13 protein-coding genes are annotated in these 16,413 nt (G+C 60.9%); 5 read left to right on the top strand and 8 right to left on the bottom strand.

From position 1 onward, the window contains the following. Positions 1-166: 166 nt before the first annotated feature. The 4 genes from JJD74_RS24965 (at position 167) to JJD74_RS24980 (ending at position 7,077) form a co-directional block, all read left to right on the top strand. Complete coding sequence (locus JJD74_RS24965) at positions 167-2,974, top strand: multicopper oxidase domain-containing protein (RefSeq protein WP_200617032.1); 2,808 nt, start codon at positions 167-169, stop codon at positions 2,972-2,974. Then, complete coding sequence (locus JJD74_RS24970; protein ID WP_200617033.1) at positions 2,971-4,074, top strand: SCO family protein; 1,104 nt, start codon at positions 2,971-2,973, stop codon at positions 4,072-4,074. The genes JJD74_RS24965 and JJD74_RS24970 overlap by 4 nt, the downstream gene beginning before the upstream one ends. Before the next feature lie 104 nt (positions 4,075-4,178). Next, positions 4,179-5,672 (top strand): sensor histidine kinase, encoded by a 1,494-nt coding sequence (locus JJD74_RS24975; protein ID WP_200617034.1) that lies wholly within the window; start codon positions 4,179-4,181, stop codon positions 5,670-5,672. Then, on the top strand, positions 5,641-7,077 hold the full coding sequence (locus JJD74_RS24980; RefSeq protein WP_115146755.1) for a sigma-54-dependent transcriptional regulator: 1,437 nt from the start codon (positions 5,641-5,643) through the stop codon (positions 7,075-7,077). The genes JJD74_RS24975 and JJD74_RS24980 overlap by 32 nt, the downstream gene beginning before the upstream one ends. Positions 7,078-7,227: 150 nt before the next feature. Here JJD74_RS24980 and JJD74_RS24985 read toward each other — a convergent pair whose 3' ends face one another. After that, positions 7,228-7,575, bottom strand: coding sequence for a hypothetical protein (locus JJD74_RS24985; RefSeq protein ID WP_200617035.1), 348 nt, complete (start codon positions 7,573-7,575; stop codon positions 7,228-7,230). Between the two features lie 156 nt (positions 7,576-7,731). On the opposite strand from JJD74_RS24985, the gene JJD74_RS24990 reads away from it, so the two are divergent. Further along, positions 7,732-8,529, top strand: a complete 798-nt coding sequence (locus tag JJD74_RS24990; protein WP_047300548.1) for a class I SAM-dependent methyltransferase — start codon at positions 7,732-7,734, stop codon at positions 8,527-8,529. Between the two features lie 138 nt (positions 8,530-8,667). On the opposite strand, the gene JJD74_RS24995 is transcribed toward JJD74_RS24990, so the two are convergent. The 7 genes from JJD74_RS24995 to JJD74_RS25025 all read right to left on the bottom strand — a co-directional run bounded on the left by JJD74_RS24995 (position 8,668) and on the right by JJD74_RS25025 (position 16,405). After that, positions 8,668-9,360, bottom strand: coding sequence for a GNAT family N-acetyltransferase (locus JJD74_RS24995; RefSeq protein WP_200617036.1), 693 nt, complete (start codon positions 9,358-9,360; stop codon positions 8,668-8,670). A 113-nt stretch (positions 9,361-9,473) separates the two neighbouring features. Beyond that, complete coding sequence (locus JJD74_RS25000) at positions 9,474-10,265, bottom strand: ChbG/HpnK family deacetylase (RefSeq protein WP_200617037.1); 792 nt, start codon at positions 10,263-10,265, stop codon at positions 9,474-9,476. Beyond that, positions 10,237-11,424 (bottom strand): GNAT family N-acetyltransferase, encoded by a 1,188-nt coding sequence (locus JJD74_RS25005; RefSeq protein ID WP_200617038.1) that lies wholly within the window; start codon positions 11,422-11,424, stop codon positions 10,237-10,239. The genes JJD74_RS25000 and JJD74_RS25005 overlap by 29 nt, the downstream gene beginning before the upstream one ends. A gap of 4 nt (positions 11,425-11,428) precedes the next feature. Continuing rightward, a complete protein-coding gene (locus tag JJD74_RS25010) occupies positions 11,429-12,118 on the bottom strand; it encodes an N-acetyltransferase (RefSeq protein ID WP_200617039.1) in 690 nt (229 codons plus the stop codon). Positions 12,119-12,186: 68 nt separating this feature from the next. Beyond that, the gene (locus JJD74_RS25015; RefSeq protein ID WP_200617040.1) at positions 12,187-14,106 is read right to left on the bottom strand and encodes a hypothetical protein; all 1,920 of its coding nucleotides are present in this window, start codon (positions 14,104-14,106) and stop codon (positions 12,187-12,189) included. Further along, positions 14,103-15,407 (bottom strand): lipopolysaccharide biosynthesis protein, encoded by a 1,305-nt coding sequence (locus tag JJD74_RS25020; protein ID WP_200617041.1) that lies wholly within the window; start codon positions 15,405-15,407, stop codon positions 14,103-14,105. Before JJD74_RS25020 ends, JJD74_RS25015 begins: the two co-directional genes overlap by 4 nt. After that, a complete protein-coding gene (locus tag JJD74_RS25025) occupies positions 15,404-16,405 on the bottom strand; it encodes a polysaccharide deacetylase family protein (protein ID WP_115146761.1) in 1,002 nt (333 codons plus the stop codon). The genes JJD74_RS25020 and JJD74_RS25025 overlap by 4 nt, the downstream gene beginning before the upstream one ends. Positions 16,406-16,413: the final 8 nt, after the last annotated feature.

A 16,413-nucleotide genomic window follows, 5' to 3' on the forward strand; every position in this document is an offset into this window, starting at 1 on the left:
ACGCCGCAAAAATTTATGAACTTCCCCCATCAATGGGTGTCAAGCCCCAGTCGCCGGGGAGTGGGGGATACCCCAGCGCTTCCAAATGCCTGTTACAACTGGAAATAATTTATTGGCGCAGTAGTTGCAAAACATCATCACCCCTTCCCGAATGAGGCGGCTGGTGATGGACAGAACGACGCTCTACCCCGACAAGCTGTTCCTGCTGACGCCGTTGAGCGTCTTCCTGATGTTGACCCTGGGCCATGTCGGCGGACTTGGAGCGAGTCCGATTGATGACGAAAACCAGCCCGAGCCTTCCGACCCTTCGTCTTACTACGACGAGCCTGAAGACCGCGCCGGCGCCCTCAACAATCTGCTGACCCTGCCCGAGGCCAACGAAGACTCCTTCGATCTGCCCGACGGCGTCAAAGGTTCACGGGACACGCCGCGCGCGGAAAACATCCTGCCGCCGACCGTGCAAACCAGTTTCAACTACCCCACCAACGGCAAGCCGAGCCCGCTTTACGGTGCGCAGCCGTTTACTCAGCAACTGATGTTGTTCGAAGAATTCGGCCCGGAAAAACTCGACCCGACCACCCCGGCTGCGCCGCTCGGCTTTCCGCCGGCAGCGATTGGCCCGGCACCGGCGCAGGATCCGAACAACATCGCGCGCAGCGCGCCACCCGGCATCGCACTCGACGGGTTCTTGCGCCAACCGGGGCTGACACCGTTTCCCAGCCAGTTCGCCAACGTGATCGACCGCAATCCGTGGCAGGCGCAGATCGAAGTATTCCTCAACCGCCATATCGGTTCGTCCGCCGAAGGCCGGCCACCGGGCAAAGGCTGGGCGCACCAGCGCTGGAACGAGTTCTACCCGCAAGTCGCCTACAAAACCGTGCAGACCGGTGCGCGCCTCAACGGCGGCCTGCGTGACAGTCGACAAATGCACGGTTACGCCGTGGGCGAATTCGGCCCCGGTGGCCTGTATCACAACGTCGCCGGGGTGCCGCTGACCGATGGCACCGCCAAAGGCGTCGACCCGCGTTTCCACCCGGCCATGCCCGCGCAAAACCACAACTCGGTCTGGACGTTCGACGGCACGCTGCCGCCCAAACTGTTGATGGTGCGTTACGGCCAACCGGTGCTGATGCGTCACTACAACGGCTTGCCGATCGACCCTTCGGCGAACCGTGGTTTTGGTCTGCACACCATCAGCACCCACGAACACAACGGCCATGCACCAGCGGAAAGCGACGGCTATGCCAACGCGTTTTTCTTTCCCGGCCAGTTCTACGACTATCGTTGGCCGATCCAGCTCGCCGGTTACGACAGCATCAACACCAAGGCTGAAGACCCGCGCGCAGCGTTCCCTTGCGCACCGGGCGAAACCCTGTGGGTCAACGACCTGCAACCAGGGAAAAAGACCTGCGACCACGGCACCATCAAGATCCGTGGTGACTGGCGCGAAACCATGAGCACCCACTGGTTCCACGATCACATGCTCGATTTCACCGCGCAGAACGTCTACAAGGGCAACGCGGCGATGATGAACTACTACAGCGCGCTCGATCGCGGCAACGAATCGGTGAACGATGGGGTCAATCTGCGCCTGCCCAGCGGCAGCGCCTTGCCGTGGGGCAACCGCGACTACGACGTCAACCTGGTGTTCGCCGACAAGGCCTGGGATCAGCAAGGTCAGTTGTGGTTCAACCCGTTCAACACTGACGGCTTCATCGGTGATCAGATGCTGGTCAACTGGCAGTGGAAACCGGCCCTCGACGTGCGTGCGCGCAGCTATCGCCTGCGCATCCTCAACGGCTCGGTGTCGCGCTACTTCAAACTCGCGCTGGTGCGCGAAATCAAGGGCACCAGCGGCGAATACCCAGGGCCGAAAAACACCGGTGTTTCCTATAGCCGCGTGCCGTTTCACATGATCGCCAACGACGGCAACATCATGGAGCACAGCGTGCCGTTCGACGGCTCGATGGATCTGGACGCCGATGGCGACAAACAGAACCACAACGCGATTCTGCCGACCCAGGGCATCGCCGAGCGCTTCGACATCATCGTCAACTTCGGCAAAAACGGCATCAAGCCCGGCGACAAGCTATTCTTCGTCAACCTGCAGGCGCACGACGACGGCAAAGGTCCCAAGGAAGTGGTCCCGCTGGCCGACGTGCTCTCCGAGAAATATCTGGCAGTGATCAAGCAGACCAGCAAAGGCCCGCAGTGGGACAAAGGCGATCCGGCGGTGGGCAAAGTCTTGCAGTTCAACGTCAAGGCGTTCACTGGTCAGGATCTGGCCATGGACCCGGCAGCTTACGAACCGGCCAAACCGGGCAAGGCCGAAGGCATGGTGATGATCCCGCTGAAGATCCACCGCGACAACGCGGCCGACAAGGCGCTGCTGGCCAATGCCCGTCACCGCACCTTCACGTTCGGCCGTACCGATGGCACCGATCTGGCGCCGTGGACGGTCAAGACCGATGGCGGTTTCGGCTTCCACATGGACCCGCGCCGACTCAACGCCTCGACCAAACTGGCCAGCGGCCCGACCGATGCCGGTATAGCCGGGTTCGGCACCCTCGAGGTGTGGAACATCAAGGCTGGCGGCAAGGGCTGGAGCCATCCGGTGCACGTGCATTTCGAGGAGGGGATCATCCTCAGTCGGGGCGGTAAAGCCCCGCCGGAATGGGAAAAATGGGCACGCAAGGACGTCTATCGCATCGGTTCGGAAAACGACGGGCTGGACAGCGTGGAGATGGCGATCAACTTCCGCGAATTTGCCGGGACGTACATGGAGCACTGTCACAACACGCAACACGAGGACAACTCGATGCTGCTGCGTTGGGACCTGGAAAAACCCGGTCAACTGCAACTGATGCCGACCCCACTGCCGAGCTGGGATGGCGTGCGCTACGTCAACTCCGCCGCGCTGCCGACCTTCCGTACTGGCGACGGCTTCGGCCCGCAAGTGGTGGTCAAGCCATGAACCGTCGGCACGGTGACAGCCAACCGGTGCATATCCCGCGCTCCCGGGCGCTGGGCATGCACCTGGTGCTGGTGCTGGTGGCCTGCGTGCTCGGCAGCCGCGTGCTGCTCGCGCATCAGGCCAGCGTCGACGCAATGGCCGCGACCAGCGAATCCGCCACCCCATGGGGTGGCGACTATTTCCCCAATACCCTGCTGACCGATCAGGACGGTCAGCAGGTGCATTTTTTCGATGACCTGATCAAAGACAAAGTGGTGGTGATCAATTTTATCTTCACCTCGTGCAGCGACTCCTGCCCACTGGAAACCGCACGTTTGCGCCAAGTGCAGCAACTGCTGGGAGAGCGGGTCGGACAGGACATCTTCTTTTACTCGATCAGCATCGACCCGCTCAGCGATACGCCCGAAGTGCTCAAGGCGTACGCTCAACGGTTCAAGGTCGGGCCTGGCTGGAAGTTTCTCACCGGCGAGTTCACCGATGTCACCCAATTGCGCAAAAAACTCGGGCTGTTCATCGACGGCGTCGACAACGGCCGTGCCAAGGATCACAACCTGAGCCTGATCGTCGGCAACCAGACCACCGGGCGCTGGATGAAAGCCTCGCCCTTTGAAAACCCGTGGATTCTCGCCGATCAACTGGCCAACACCTTGCAGAACTGGAAGCAGGCCAGCGTCGAACAAAGTTACGCCGATGCGCCACAAATTCGCCCGCCGAGCAGCGGCGAAGAACTGTTCCGCACCCGCTGCGCTTCCTGTCATAGCCTCGGCCCACAGGATGGCGAGGGCATCGGCATGCGCAATATCGGCCCGGATCTGCTCGGCGTGACCCGTCAGCGTGACCCGGTCTGGCTCAATCGCTGGATCCGCGAACCGGATCGGATGCTGGCGGAGAAAGACCCGATAGCCCTGCAACTGTTCGAACAATACCAGCGTATTTCGATGCCTAACCTGCGCCTCGACGAGCTGTCGGCGCAGTCGATCATCGATTATCTGGACGACGAAACCGAGCGTCAGCACCCCACCGTTCATCCGATCGCCGACGGTGTGTCAACGCCTGTAAAGCCAGGTTCCTCAGGCGCAACGGTGAGCCGTATGCAATAGCGGCAAATTAGCATCATTGAACCGTGTGTTGCGGTCATTGCCACCTACACTCACACGTACCGGCGGCCGCAACCTATTTGATACAAGCACTCCAGGGCACGTCCATGCAGCGACTGGAATCACAAAAAATATCGACTCCGAGCGCAACGGCAGAGGCCAGCAGAGGCTGGCGCGGGCAGTTCAATTTGCTGCGCTGGTTTTCGCTTGGCAGTTTTCTGATCATCGCGGCCGTAGCGCTGGGGTTGGGCTATATCTCCACGCGTTTCGTGGTCACCGAAAGCGTTGAGCGTGATGCGCTGCTCACCGCGCAATTCGTCCAGGCCATCGGCGCAGCCGAGATGCGTCACGCCAAAATCAATCCGAACCGCACCATGGGCGAAATGCTCGACCCACGCGAAGACAACAGTTACCCCGACGTCAATCCGGGGGTGCACGCTGCGGCGCGCATTGAGTTTCTCGATCATGTCGAACATTTGCCCGACGTTCTGCTGGCCACCGTTTATGCGCTCGATCGCACGATCATCTGGTCAACCAACCCGGAGCTGATCAATGTCAGGATTGAAGACGATGAAGAGCTGGACGAGTCGTTCGAAATGAAAGTCCCGGTAGCCTCCAGCTACCACAAGATCGACGACGAGAAGCCTGAGCAGCGGCTGTCGCGCGAGCCGAAATACCTGTTTATCGAGAACTACATCCCGATGTTCAATGCCGACCAAAGCAAAGTCGTCGCCATGGTCGAGATCTACAAGGAACCGTCGGATCTTGTCGACCGGATCGACCGTGGATTCGCCTCGATCTGGGTGGCGACGCTGCTCGGTGGCGCAGCGATTTATCTCGCGCTGTTCTGGATCGTCCGCCGCACCGCAACGTTGCTGCAAAGCCAGCAGCAGCAACTGATCAGCAATGAAACCTTTGTCGCGCTGGGGGAAATGTCCTCGGCGGTGGCGCACAGCCTGCGCAATCCGCTGGCGACCATTCGCTCCAGCGCCGAACTGGCTCAGGAAATCGCCAGCGACGGCGCCCAGCGCAATATCGGCGACATCATCAGCCAGGTTGATCGCATGTCACGCTGGGTGCGCGAGTTGCTGGTGTCGTTACGGCCGATGAGTGACGACGGTGAAGCGGTGGACTTGCTCGCGACGGTCGAAGACACCCTCGGCGCGTTTGAGGCGCTGATTCGACGCAACGGGGTTGTCGTGCGATTCACCCCGCAAGATTGCCCGCCCATCGTCAGTCAGCAAGTGCTGCTCACGCAAATTCTCAACAGTCTGTTTGCCAACGCCCTCGAGGCGATGCCCAAGGGCGGGGTGTTAACGGTCGAGATCGAAACGCCCCAGCCCCATCAGGTGCGCATGACCCTGAGCGACACAGGCAAAGGCATGAGCGCGCAACAGCAACTGTTGGTGTTCAAACCGTTTTTTACCACCAAGCAGGGCGGACTCGGCGTGGGTCTTGCATTGGTCAGAAGAATCATGGAGCGTTTTCAGGGTTCGGTCGTCTTGACCAGCCGCGAGCAGGAGGGAACCCGCGTCAGTCTCAACTTTAAAGTGGCATCGGGAGGGGAATATGGAACACAGCATTCTGCTGGTCGAGGATGACGAACTGTTGGCCGACAATATTCAGACCTACCTGGAGCGCAAAGACTTCGAGGTGACTGTCTGCCATTCGGCCGAAGACGCGCTGGGGCAACTGGAAACCTTTATGCCCGACATCGTGCTGACCGACAACTCGCTGCCGGGCATGAGTGGGCACGACCTGATCCAGAAGCTGCGCATCAGCGCGCCGGATCTCAAAGTGATCATGATGACCGGCTACGGCAACGTCGAAGATGCCGTGGTGGCAATGAAAGAGGGCGCCTTTCATTACGTCACCAAACCGGTCGCATTGCCCGAACTCAAATTGCTCCTCGACAAGGCCCTGGCCACAGAGCGAATGGAGCGCACGCTGTCGTTTTATCAGGACCGCGAGGCGCAGAAATCCGGGGTGCAGGCGTTGATCGGCGAATCAGCGCCGATGCAGTACCTGAAGAACACCATCGGGCAGTTGCTCGACGCCGAACGCCGCATGGCCAACACCGATCTGCCGCCGGTTTTAGTCGAAGGCGAGACCGGTACCGGCAAAGAATTGGTGGCCCGCGCGCTGCACTTCGACGGCCCGCGCAGCAAAGGCCCGTTCATTGAGTTCAACTGTGCGTCGATCCCGTCGAATCTGGTCGAGTCGGAACTGTTCGGTCACGAGAAAGGCGCGTTCACCGACGCCAAGGATCGGCGGGTCGGTCTGGTGGAAGCGGCGGACGGCGGCACGCTGTTTCTCGATGAAGTCGGCGAAATGGACCTGCTGTTGCAGGCCAAGCTCTTGAAGCTGCTGGAAGATCGCACCATTCGCCGCGTGGGTTCGGTGAAGGAGCGCAAGGTCAATTTGCGGGTGATCAGCGCGACCAACTGCAACCTTGAGCAAATGGTGCAGCAGGGTAAATTCCGGCGGGATCTGTTCTTCCGGTTGCGGATCATTTCGATCAAGGTCCCGCGCCTGCACACTCGTGGCGAAGACATCCTGCTGCTTGCCCGGCACTTCCTCGCCAGCCATGGCAAGCGCTATGGCAAACCGCATCTGCATTTCAGTGATCAGGCCGAAGAATTGCTGCTCAGTTACACCTGGCCGGGCAACGTGCGCGAGTTGCGCAACATGCTTGAGCAAACCGTGCTGCTGGCGCCGAACGACACCATCGCCGCGCATCAGTTGAATGTCTGTATGAGCCTGTGTGACGAGTTGCCGCCGCAGCATCAGCATTACGAACCGGCGCCGCATTACGAGCCGCGTCCGGCCAGCAACATGGAGTCGATGAACCTGCCGGAAGTCGAGCGCGACATGGTGCGCAAAATGCTCGACAAGACCGACTGGAACGTCACCAAGTCCGCCCGCTTGCTGGGCCTGAGCCGCGACATGCTGCGTTATCGCATTGAAAAGTTAGGCCTGGCCCGACCGGACAAACGCCAGTGGTAACCCAGAAACAGCGTATGCCCCTGTGGGAGCGAGCCTGCTCGCGAAGAGGCCATGTCAGACGACATCAATGTTGACTGGTCTACCGCCTTCGCGAGCAGGCTCGCTCCCACAGGGTTATTCGGTGCCAACAGAATAGGCGAGCAACCCGGATCAGTGTTGCTGCCGGCTCAGACACTCCAGCAAACAACCCGGATCAAGCACCTCATCATTCACATAAATCCCGCGCTCGGCATCGTACGTGCGGACAAACACCCGCACCGTCGCATCCGCCACGGTCGGCAGTTGTGAATCACGAAACACGTGGCGATCCGGGATGACCACGAAATCCTGCGGCGCGGTGTCATCAAACGGCCGTGGCGGCTGCGCGGACAACGACGGCGGAGCGGGGTGGGCGAAGGGCTGGTTCGGCCCGTAGTAGATAAAATTGCTGTCCAGCGCGTGCGCCTGTGTGGCAGCGAGCAGACAACCGGTCAACAACAGCCGTTCGAACATTTGCATGGCGGCACCTGCGAGTGCGGTTTTCCCCAAGGCTATTAACTATAGTTGCCCTGCGGCAGGTCCTACAGCGTTGGCTTACAAGTTTGCAACAACCGCAACTGGCGGGCTGATTTAGACTCGGATCCGCTCAATCACGAGCATCGTCCGGAGTGCGCCATGGAAGTGCCAAACAATAAAACCGCCATCGAAAGCAATCGTCAGGCGTGGAACGATTCCGCCCGTCACCATCAGGATTCGCCTGACTGGCAGGCTTTGCTCAGCGAAGTCGCTCAGGCGGACTTCTCCTGTCTTGATGAGACTTTGAGCGGATTGCTGGCGGTCGACGGTAAAGACGTGATTCAACTGGGCTGCAACAACGGCCGCGAAAGCCTGTCGCTATTCGCCCTTGGTGCGCGCAGTGTGGTCGGTGTCGATCAATCGGCGGCGTTCCTCGAACAGGCGCGTGAGCTGAACAAGCGTTCACCGCACAGTGCTGAATTCATCGAAAGCGATATCCATCATTTGCCGACGTCTTTGCACAACCGCTTCGACGTCGCGCTGATCACCATCGGCGTACTGAACTGGATGCCCGACATTGGCGAATTTTTCCGCCACGTCGCGCAGGTTCTGAAACCGGGCGGACAACTGGTGATCTACGAAACCCATCCGTTTCTGGAAATGGTCGACCCTGACGGCGAAGACCCGTATCGCCTCGCGACTTCGTACTTCCGCGCAGAGCCGTTCGTGCAGGAAGAGCCGATCGTCTATGTCGGCAAGGTCGAACAGCAGGCGGCGAAATCCTACTGGTTCGTGCACAACCTCGGCGCGATCTTCAGCGGCGCCATCGGGGCAGGGCTGAACATCGCGCACTTCAAGGAATATGCGCATTCGAATCGGGAAGAGTTGTACGACCAATACCTGAACCAGCAAGCGCAGTTGCCGATGTGTTTCACCCTGGTCGCCACCAAGGCCTGAAGTTTTCCATTGTGACAAATGGCCTCTTCGCGAGCAGGCTCGCTCCCACATTGAATGTGTGCATGACGCACATCCAGTGTGGGAGCGAGCCTGCTCGCGAAGGCGGCCTCATGACTGCCACAATATTTCAGAGCTGAATCAAGCCCCCGCCGCCGCGCTCACGGTCGGCCGCCCCGGGTTGCGCAGTGGGTCAAGCCGTGAGCCCTCATACCGGGTTTCGCGGAAGAATTTCCAGCGGCCGAACAGGCAGTAAACGTGAGTAACGCGTCCCTGCTCGTGATAGCCCATGCGGATGTGCAGCTTCAGCGCCGGGATGTTGTGGGTTTCGCAAACGTCGACCACTTTGTTGCAGCCCTGCGCAGCCATGGCTTCCCAGAGGGCGACTTGCACGTCCACCGACAGGCTGCTGCCGAAATAGGCGCGGATCATTTCGCCACCGAATTCGAAGAACTCGCCGGGTAAGACCTTGAACACGCAGCCGTAATAGTGGCGGTCGTGATAATCGCGAATGCTCCCCCAGATGAAGCTCACCGCATGGCCGTCCGCATCGAGGTACATGTGCCCGGTGTGACCTTCGGCGGCCAGTTCGGCCATGGTTTTCACGCGATCACCAAAGTGCTTGGCGAACGCCCCGGCGTTCTGCGGCGTGATGTCGACCTTGCGCAGGCCTTCATAGGGCCGCAGCTTGTGCGGCGGCACCGGGCTGACCAGGTCGCGCTCCATCCACAACAATTCCCAGTGAAAGAACACGTAACGTTTCCACAACGTGCTGAAGGTGCGCCCGAGGCCTTTTTGCCGGATGCGTTCTTGTAGTTTTTCGATCACGCTCATGATGCCCTCCGAGGCCGGAGCCAGGGTGTTGTGGATGATGCTTGGGTGGGTATAGATCAAGCCTTTCAATTCATTTCAAAGTGCCATTTTCGAAGGATTGCAAGTTATGTAACTCAATCGAGTGCTGCCGTACCGCGTGCAAACTCCTTGTTCAGATCGGCATAGGAAACCCGCGCAATGCCGGTCAACCGATGCTCTAGCACAAGGCTCAGAGACTCCTGGGGGGCGAGATAGGCATCGCCGAAATCAGCCCCGAGTTGTGTGGGATGCGCGACGATCTCCAGCACGCCATCGGTCGGCACGCTGTCGCTGCGCAGATCCACCGGCGTGCAGACGTAATCGGCGGTGATCCCGGCCAGACTGTGCAAGCGCCAATTGAGCAAACCTTTGAACACGCGTTTGGCCAGGTTGAGGTTTTGCCCCAGATTGCGCGCCAGGCGAATCGGTACACCTTGATGCGCGGCGAAGCGGGCGACGATCTCGCCGATTGGCCAGATGTTGTGCACGTGCTGGTGTGAATCGATATGGCTCGGCCGCATGCCGTGGTCGACACAACGTTGCCATTGCGCCTGCAACTCATCGTGCACCGCGTCGCGATCCTCACGACTGAGCCGCAGGCTGTGACGCGCGAGGCTGAGGTCGAACACGCCGTGGCTGTCGCAAAACGTTTGGCGCGTGACAATCCTCTGACTCAGGGGGCGCCCGTAAGTCAGGTTGAAGTGCAAGCCGATCCGGCCCGCCAGCGCGGGATGCCGGGCCATGGCGCAGGCCGCTTCGAACGCCGGCATGTTGGCCATGGCGGTGGCAGAACTGATGATCCCGGCCTGGAACGCCGCGAAGATCACCGCGTTCTCGTTCGCGCTGAGGCCGAAATCGTCAGCGTTGACTATGACTTGGCGAGGCATGTTCGCCCTCCGGGGTGATCGCGGCAGGTTTGACGGTGGGTGCAACGGGTTTGGCCGCGCGTCGGGCTCGCCACTGTTGCACGGTCGGTTTGAGTCGATGCCACAGGCGCAACGCCAGGCCCAGCACCAGGCCACTGGGTCGCCAGGAATAGAAACTCCAGCGCCAGTGCTCCAGTTGCCCGGTCATGCGTTCATGCAGTTGATGGCTGGAGTTTTCCAGGCTCACGCGCGAGGCATCGATCCAGCGCCAATGCTCGTCCAGGCCCCAGCGAATCCATTCCTCCAGCAACACCCGGCCACTGCCCAGATCAGCGTATTGCGGCAGGAAGGCGAGGTTGTAATCGTAGAGCCGGCCCTGTTCGAGCAGGCCGAGGCGATAGCTGATGCAACGCCCGTTCAGCTCCAGCGTGACCAGCCGCACCAGGCCTTGGCCGGCGAGGGCGATGAAGGCGCGCTCGATCAGTTGCCGACTTCGATCACTGGCAAAAATGCCGACACCTTCGTCACCTTTCCAGCTGACCGCTTCAACTTCGCTGATGGCTTGCAGCAATGGGCCCATCGACATCGCGTCCGGAACGATGCGCCGTACCTCGGCGCCACACGCCGCAATCCGCTTGCGCGCCCGCCGCAGTTTATAGCGTGGATCGCCGGAGACTTCCTGATGATCGGCCTCACTGATCAAGTGCACCGGCACTCGACAACTCAGGCGTCGTTCACCCGTGGAGCTGCGGGCCATCCATTCGGTGAGGGCGCTTTCTTCACCGGCAGGTTCGGACAGTTCGTTGAGTTGCAGCAACGCATGGGGCACTCGCTGATGGATCAACGCCAAGGCGTTGCACATGTCCTCACTGCCCAGCAATGACAGCAGCGCCAGTCGATCGGCCAACGGATAGCCCAAATGATGCAGCACCCGAAACGGCACGCCAAAGTAGCGCTCGCGACTCGCCACCAACGGCAGGCACAGCTGCAACTCGTCCGCGTCCCAACCCAGCAGAATGTGCAAGCGCTCACGCTCGCCAAGTGTCTGCTCGGCCGCGCACAACCAACCGAGGTGGTTGAACGGTGTGTGGTCCGTCACCTGCAGGCGCAATGCTTCATACGCCGCTGCCGGAAAATCGGCGGCGCACAACGAAGTGCGCCATTCGAATCGCATCACCATAAGCTCAGGTCACCGTGGCCGTTACGGGTGGGCGGGAAGGTTTGCGCAGTGCTTCCAGGCGCGAGCCGCTGTAGCGGGTCTCGCGGTAGAAGCGCCAGCGGCCGAACAGCATGTACACATTCATGATCCGCTGCTGTTCGGTATAGCCCATGCGCAGGTGCAGCTTGAGCGCCGGGATGTTATGGAATTCGCAGACGTCGGCGACTTTGTCGCAGCCTTGCGCGGCCATGGCTTTCCACAGCGCCAACTGCACATCCACTGACAGTTCGGTGCCCCAGTAGGCACGGGTCAGTTCGCCGCCGAACTCGAAGAACTCGCCGGCATTCACCGGGAACAGGCAGCCGTAATAATGCCGGTCGAAATAGTCCCGCACGGTGCCCCAGATGAACGCCACGGCATCGCCCTGATCGTCCAGGTGCATGTGCCCGGTATGCCCTTCGTTGGCCAGTTCGGCCATGGTGCCGACGCGGTCGCCGAAATAACGGGCGAAGGCGCTGGCGTTGTCTGCCGTGATCTTCACCACCCGCAATGGCGGATAAGGTTTGAGGCTGTGCGGCGGTACCGGGCTGGCCAGATCGCGCTCCATCCACAGCAGTTCCTGGTGGGAAAAGACGTAATGGTTCCAGGCTTTTTTTACGGTGGCAGTGAGTCCTTTCTGCCGTAGATGTTCAGTGAGGTTACGCAGCAGTTTCATGGTATTCACTCCTGATGACGACGCATCGCGCGGCTCAAGGCTCGCGCGGCAGAACATCAAAAGGGCGGTCATGAGGCGCTCCAGTGCAGGGCGAACAGGGTTTGTCCTGGCAACGCGAAGCGCACGCGACCGTCCTCGCAGTGAAACGGTGCGTCGCGGCTGCGGTTGTCGGCGCCGAAGTAACGCAACGCGCCTTTGTTCGACGGGCACCTGGCACCGCTCAGTTCCACACGCTGCAATCGCGTGCCTTTGTTCACCCCAAGCAAGCCACGCTGCTCGCCGTCGGCCATCGCCAGTACATCGACTTCAAAACCATCGTTGTCCAGCTGCAGCACTTGCTGCAGCCAATGCTGCGCGATGAATTGCTGGGCCAGCCCCACCGGTTTCAGTTCGAAATGATCGTCGCCGAGCACTCGCAACATGCCCTTGGGGTACTGCGGCTCATCGGCGGCCTGGAACCAGTTGAGCATTGTCAGCAAACCATCCTGCGAGGCGTTGATCACCACTGATGCCCACCACAGCGAGGCGTAATGGGTGTCCTGATCGTAGGGGCTGAGGCTGGAGCCGCTGGACATATTGGTCTGATCGAGCAGCAAGGCTTTGCGCGGCTGGCCATTGCCATCGAGGCCGACCAGTTCGGCAGCGCGGCGCACGCTGTCGCGGTAGACGCGGGTGGCGAGCAGGTCGCGGATCATCCATTCGTGCCACGCGAGCGCATCGACCTGATCGGCGGACTCACTCAGCAAACGCCGCGCCCAATCGATGCCGCGCTTGTCCGCCGCGTTGTCGGCGAACGGCCCGTTGACCAGCCGTGAACTGGCCGGCATGGCGATGCGCACGCCGGCCCTGGCATTCGCCGGATCACTGCGCACTTGCCGGGCCATGCTGGTGAAAATCGCCTGGTACTGCGCATAGCTCGAATAATTGAGGTTCGGCTCATCGGCGAAACCGATGTAGTGCGTGCCTTTGCCACCCAGTGCCCGAGTGCCGGAAAGCCACGCATCGAGGCCGCTGTTGCTTTGTACGTCGGCGCGCAGATCGGCCTGCCGCTGACTGCCGGCGAGCAGGGTGATGTCCTGTCGGATGCCGAAACGCTCCTGATAGACCTGACGGAACGCGTCTTCGAAATGCGGGTTCTTCGCCGTGACGTCGACGAAGCTGTAGTAACTCGCCGCCGTCGGTTTCAGCGCATCGAGCGCGGCATGACTGGCCGGCGGCGGCATCACATAAGGCAGGGCAATGCCCAGATCGGGCGTTCGGCCGAGGACTTTGTCGTGCAGAATCAGGTGAATCTGGCCGACGTCTTCGCGCAGTGGTTTGAGCTGCTGCGCAGTTTGCGCAAACAGGTTGGCGGTGCCGTCGAGCCAGAACGCCGCTTTGCCGCTCCCTTGCAAACGCAAGCGCCAGACTTGCTCTTGTTGGCTGACCGGCAGTGCGACCTGATCGAACTGCCAATAGGCGCGATAGGGGTTCAGTGCCAGCGTCAGCGTTTGTTTATCGCCGACCCGCTGTGCCTGCAAACCGCTGACGCCGCCATGAAACTTGCCGGCCAGCACCGCGCGCTCGCCGGCGGCTACTTTGAAATACAACTCGTCGCCGTTACGCGTTTCGGCGCTGAAATGCACTTTGGCCGGGGCGAACAGCGCCACGGTTTTTTCGTCATGTTCAATCCGATAACCACGAAAGCTATAGCCGGGGATTTCCAGTCGACTGCTTGCAGCCCCGGGCAGCAAAGTCCAGGTCTGCGAACCACGAGTTTCGCTGGCTTTGATCAGCCGTTCGCCCTGCAATCTGCCCTGACCGTCGAGCAGATACAGATGTTCTTCATTGGCCTCGGCCTGCCATGCCGGCACCCATCGTACTGTCACCTTGTCCGGGCGATCCGCTTGCAGGTACAGACTGCCGTCGCGAATCTCGCCCCAGCGCATCGACGCGGCGAAGGCGTCGAGCGACAGGCTGACGCCGAACAGCAGGGCCAGGCCTTTCATGCGGCCTTCCGTTGCAGGATCTGCAGCATCGGCAGCACGTCACGGGGCAGGATGATCAGGGTGTGCCAGAACGCAACGCCGCTCAAACGGCAATAGAGCACCAGCATCGCCACGGTCACCGCCAGATAGGCAATCGACGATGCCGCTGCGGCGCCGACGATGCCGTAAGCCGGAATCAACACCAGGTTCAGCGCCAGATTGAGCAGGGCGCCGAGGCCCATCAGCAACGACACCGTACCGGGGCGGTCCTTGCCAATCAGATCCAGACGCAGAATGCTCGCGTAGCACAGACCCAGCAGGCCCGGCAGCAAGGCCAGCAGCGCCGGATAGGCCGGTTGATACGCCACGCCGAACAGCGTGATGATCAACCATTCGCCGATCACGGCCATGGTCAGGCAGGCGCCCAGCATCACCGTGGCGGTCAGGCGCAGGGCCAGCGGGGTGACTTTGTCCATGCCTGCGTCCTGTTGCAGCAGGCGCTTCATCAGCGGCGTCGTCACCGCCTCGGGAACGATCAGCAGCAGTTCGGCGGCGGCGCTGGCCATGGCGTAATGGCCGAGCGCGGTGCTGCCCAGCAGGGCGCCGATGAACAGGTAATCCGAGCGCAGAATCACTTGCTGGAACAACAGGTCCGGATGGCTGCGGGCGCTGAAGCGCAGCAGCTCGTTCTGGCTGGCACGGTCCCATTGCAGCTGCATCGGTTGCGCACGTTTGAGCCAGACCCAACCGGCCAGGACCACCAGACTGATCCCGGCCAGCCAACTGATCAGCGCCGCTTCCAGCGCAGCACTTTTCCACATCCAGAACAGCGCAAGAAACAGCAGCAGCGGCACCAGCGATTCGGTCAGGCGCAAGACGTTGAACGCGACCACGCCGCCGGAAGCGTTGTGCAGGGTCAGCAAGCCGCTTTTCAGCACCGTCAACGGCACCGCCAGCAACAACAACCAGGCGAGCAGACCGAGTTGCATCGTGATGTCGAGTTCAGTACCGAACTCACGCACCAGCGCCACCACCAGCAAGGTCAGCAGCCCCGCCAGCAGACAGCCGAACACCAGCACCTGAGCGAGCAGCAAGCCCATCGGCCGTTGCTTGGCGGCTTGATAACCGACCGCCGAATTCAGCCCGCCACTGGTGGCCGCGCTGATCAGGTCGGGCAAGGTACTCAGTAGCGCAAACAAACCGCGCTCACTGGGCCCGAGGATCCGCGCCAGCAACACGTTGCGCAGCAGGCGCAGGGCGATCATCGCCAGTTTGGTGCCCATGCTCAGCGCCAAATGTTTGAGATAGTGATTGCGGCTCATGGCCGTGCCCCGCGATAAATCCGCCACGACAGCAGTTCCGGATTGCGCGCGCTGCGTTGACTGACGCCGAAACGCGGCAGGTTCAGCGGGTCGCCTTCACCGCGATAAATGCCGGTGCCGGTGCCCAGCGCAAACGGGTAATCGTGATCGGCAATCTGTTGGCGCACGCGTTTATCGTTGTCGCCATTGGGGTAGCAATACACCGGTAATGGCCGATTGCAGCCGTTGTACAGGGCATCGCGGCTGCGCTTGATTTCTTCGTCCAGGCGCACATCATCCAGACCCGTAAGGATCGCGTGGCTGGCGCCGTGGGGGCCGAACCGCACCAGCCCCGAAGCTTCGAGTGCGCGCACCTGATGCCAGTCCAGCGCTTGCGGTTGCGAGTCCTGCGGGCATTCGTCGGTCAGGCGATCCAGCTCGTGCGGTGCAAGGCTCTTGAGGCTTTGCAGGTAATGCAGCAGCGCCAGGCTTCGGCGGTCGACATCGATGTCATCGACCAGCACCGGCAAGGGATGACCGCAGACGCGCAGGCATTCAATCAAATGCATTCGCGCCTTGTCGCCATGGCTGCCCCACAGGGTTTCGCCCAGGCTTTCCCACCAGAAGCGCTGGTGGCTGCCGATGAAGTCGGTGGAGAGGAAAATGCTTGCCGGCACCTGATGTTTTTGCAGCAGTGGGAAGGCGTTGACCGCGTTGTCACGCCAGCCGTCGTCGAAGGTCAGCGCCACCCGTGGTCGTTCGGTGCGCAGCGAATTGGGCTGCAGAATCTCCATCAACGGCACGCAATCGAAATGCCTGCGCAGCCACACCAGCAGGTGCTCGAACGCTTTTGGGCCGACACACAATTCGTTGCGGTGCGGCAGGTCGGCGGCGCGGTCATTGGCCAGCACCCGATGCAGCATCAGGATCACCCCGGCGCCGTGCAGCTGATTGCGGCCCACGGACGAATTGAGATAGAGCCAGCCACTGGTGCGTTTGAGTAGTTGTTTGATCGCCATGGCCTCAG

It is taken from the genome of Pseudomonas sp. MF6776 (assembly GCF_016613125.1).
Classification (GTDB): domain Bacteria; phylum Pseudomonadota; class Gammaproteobacteria; order Pseudomonadales; family Pseudomonadaceae; genus Aquipseudomonas; species Aquipseudomonas iridis.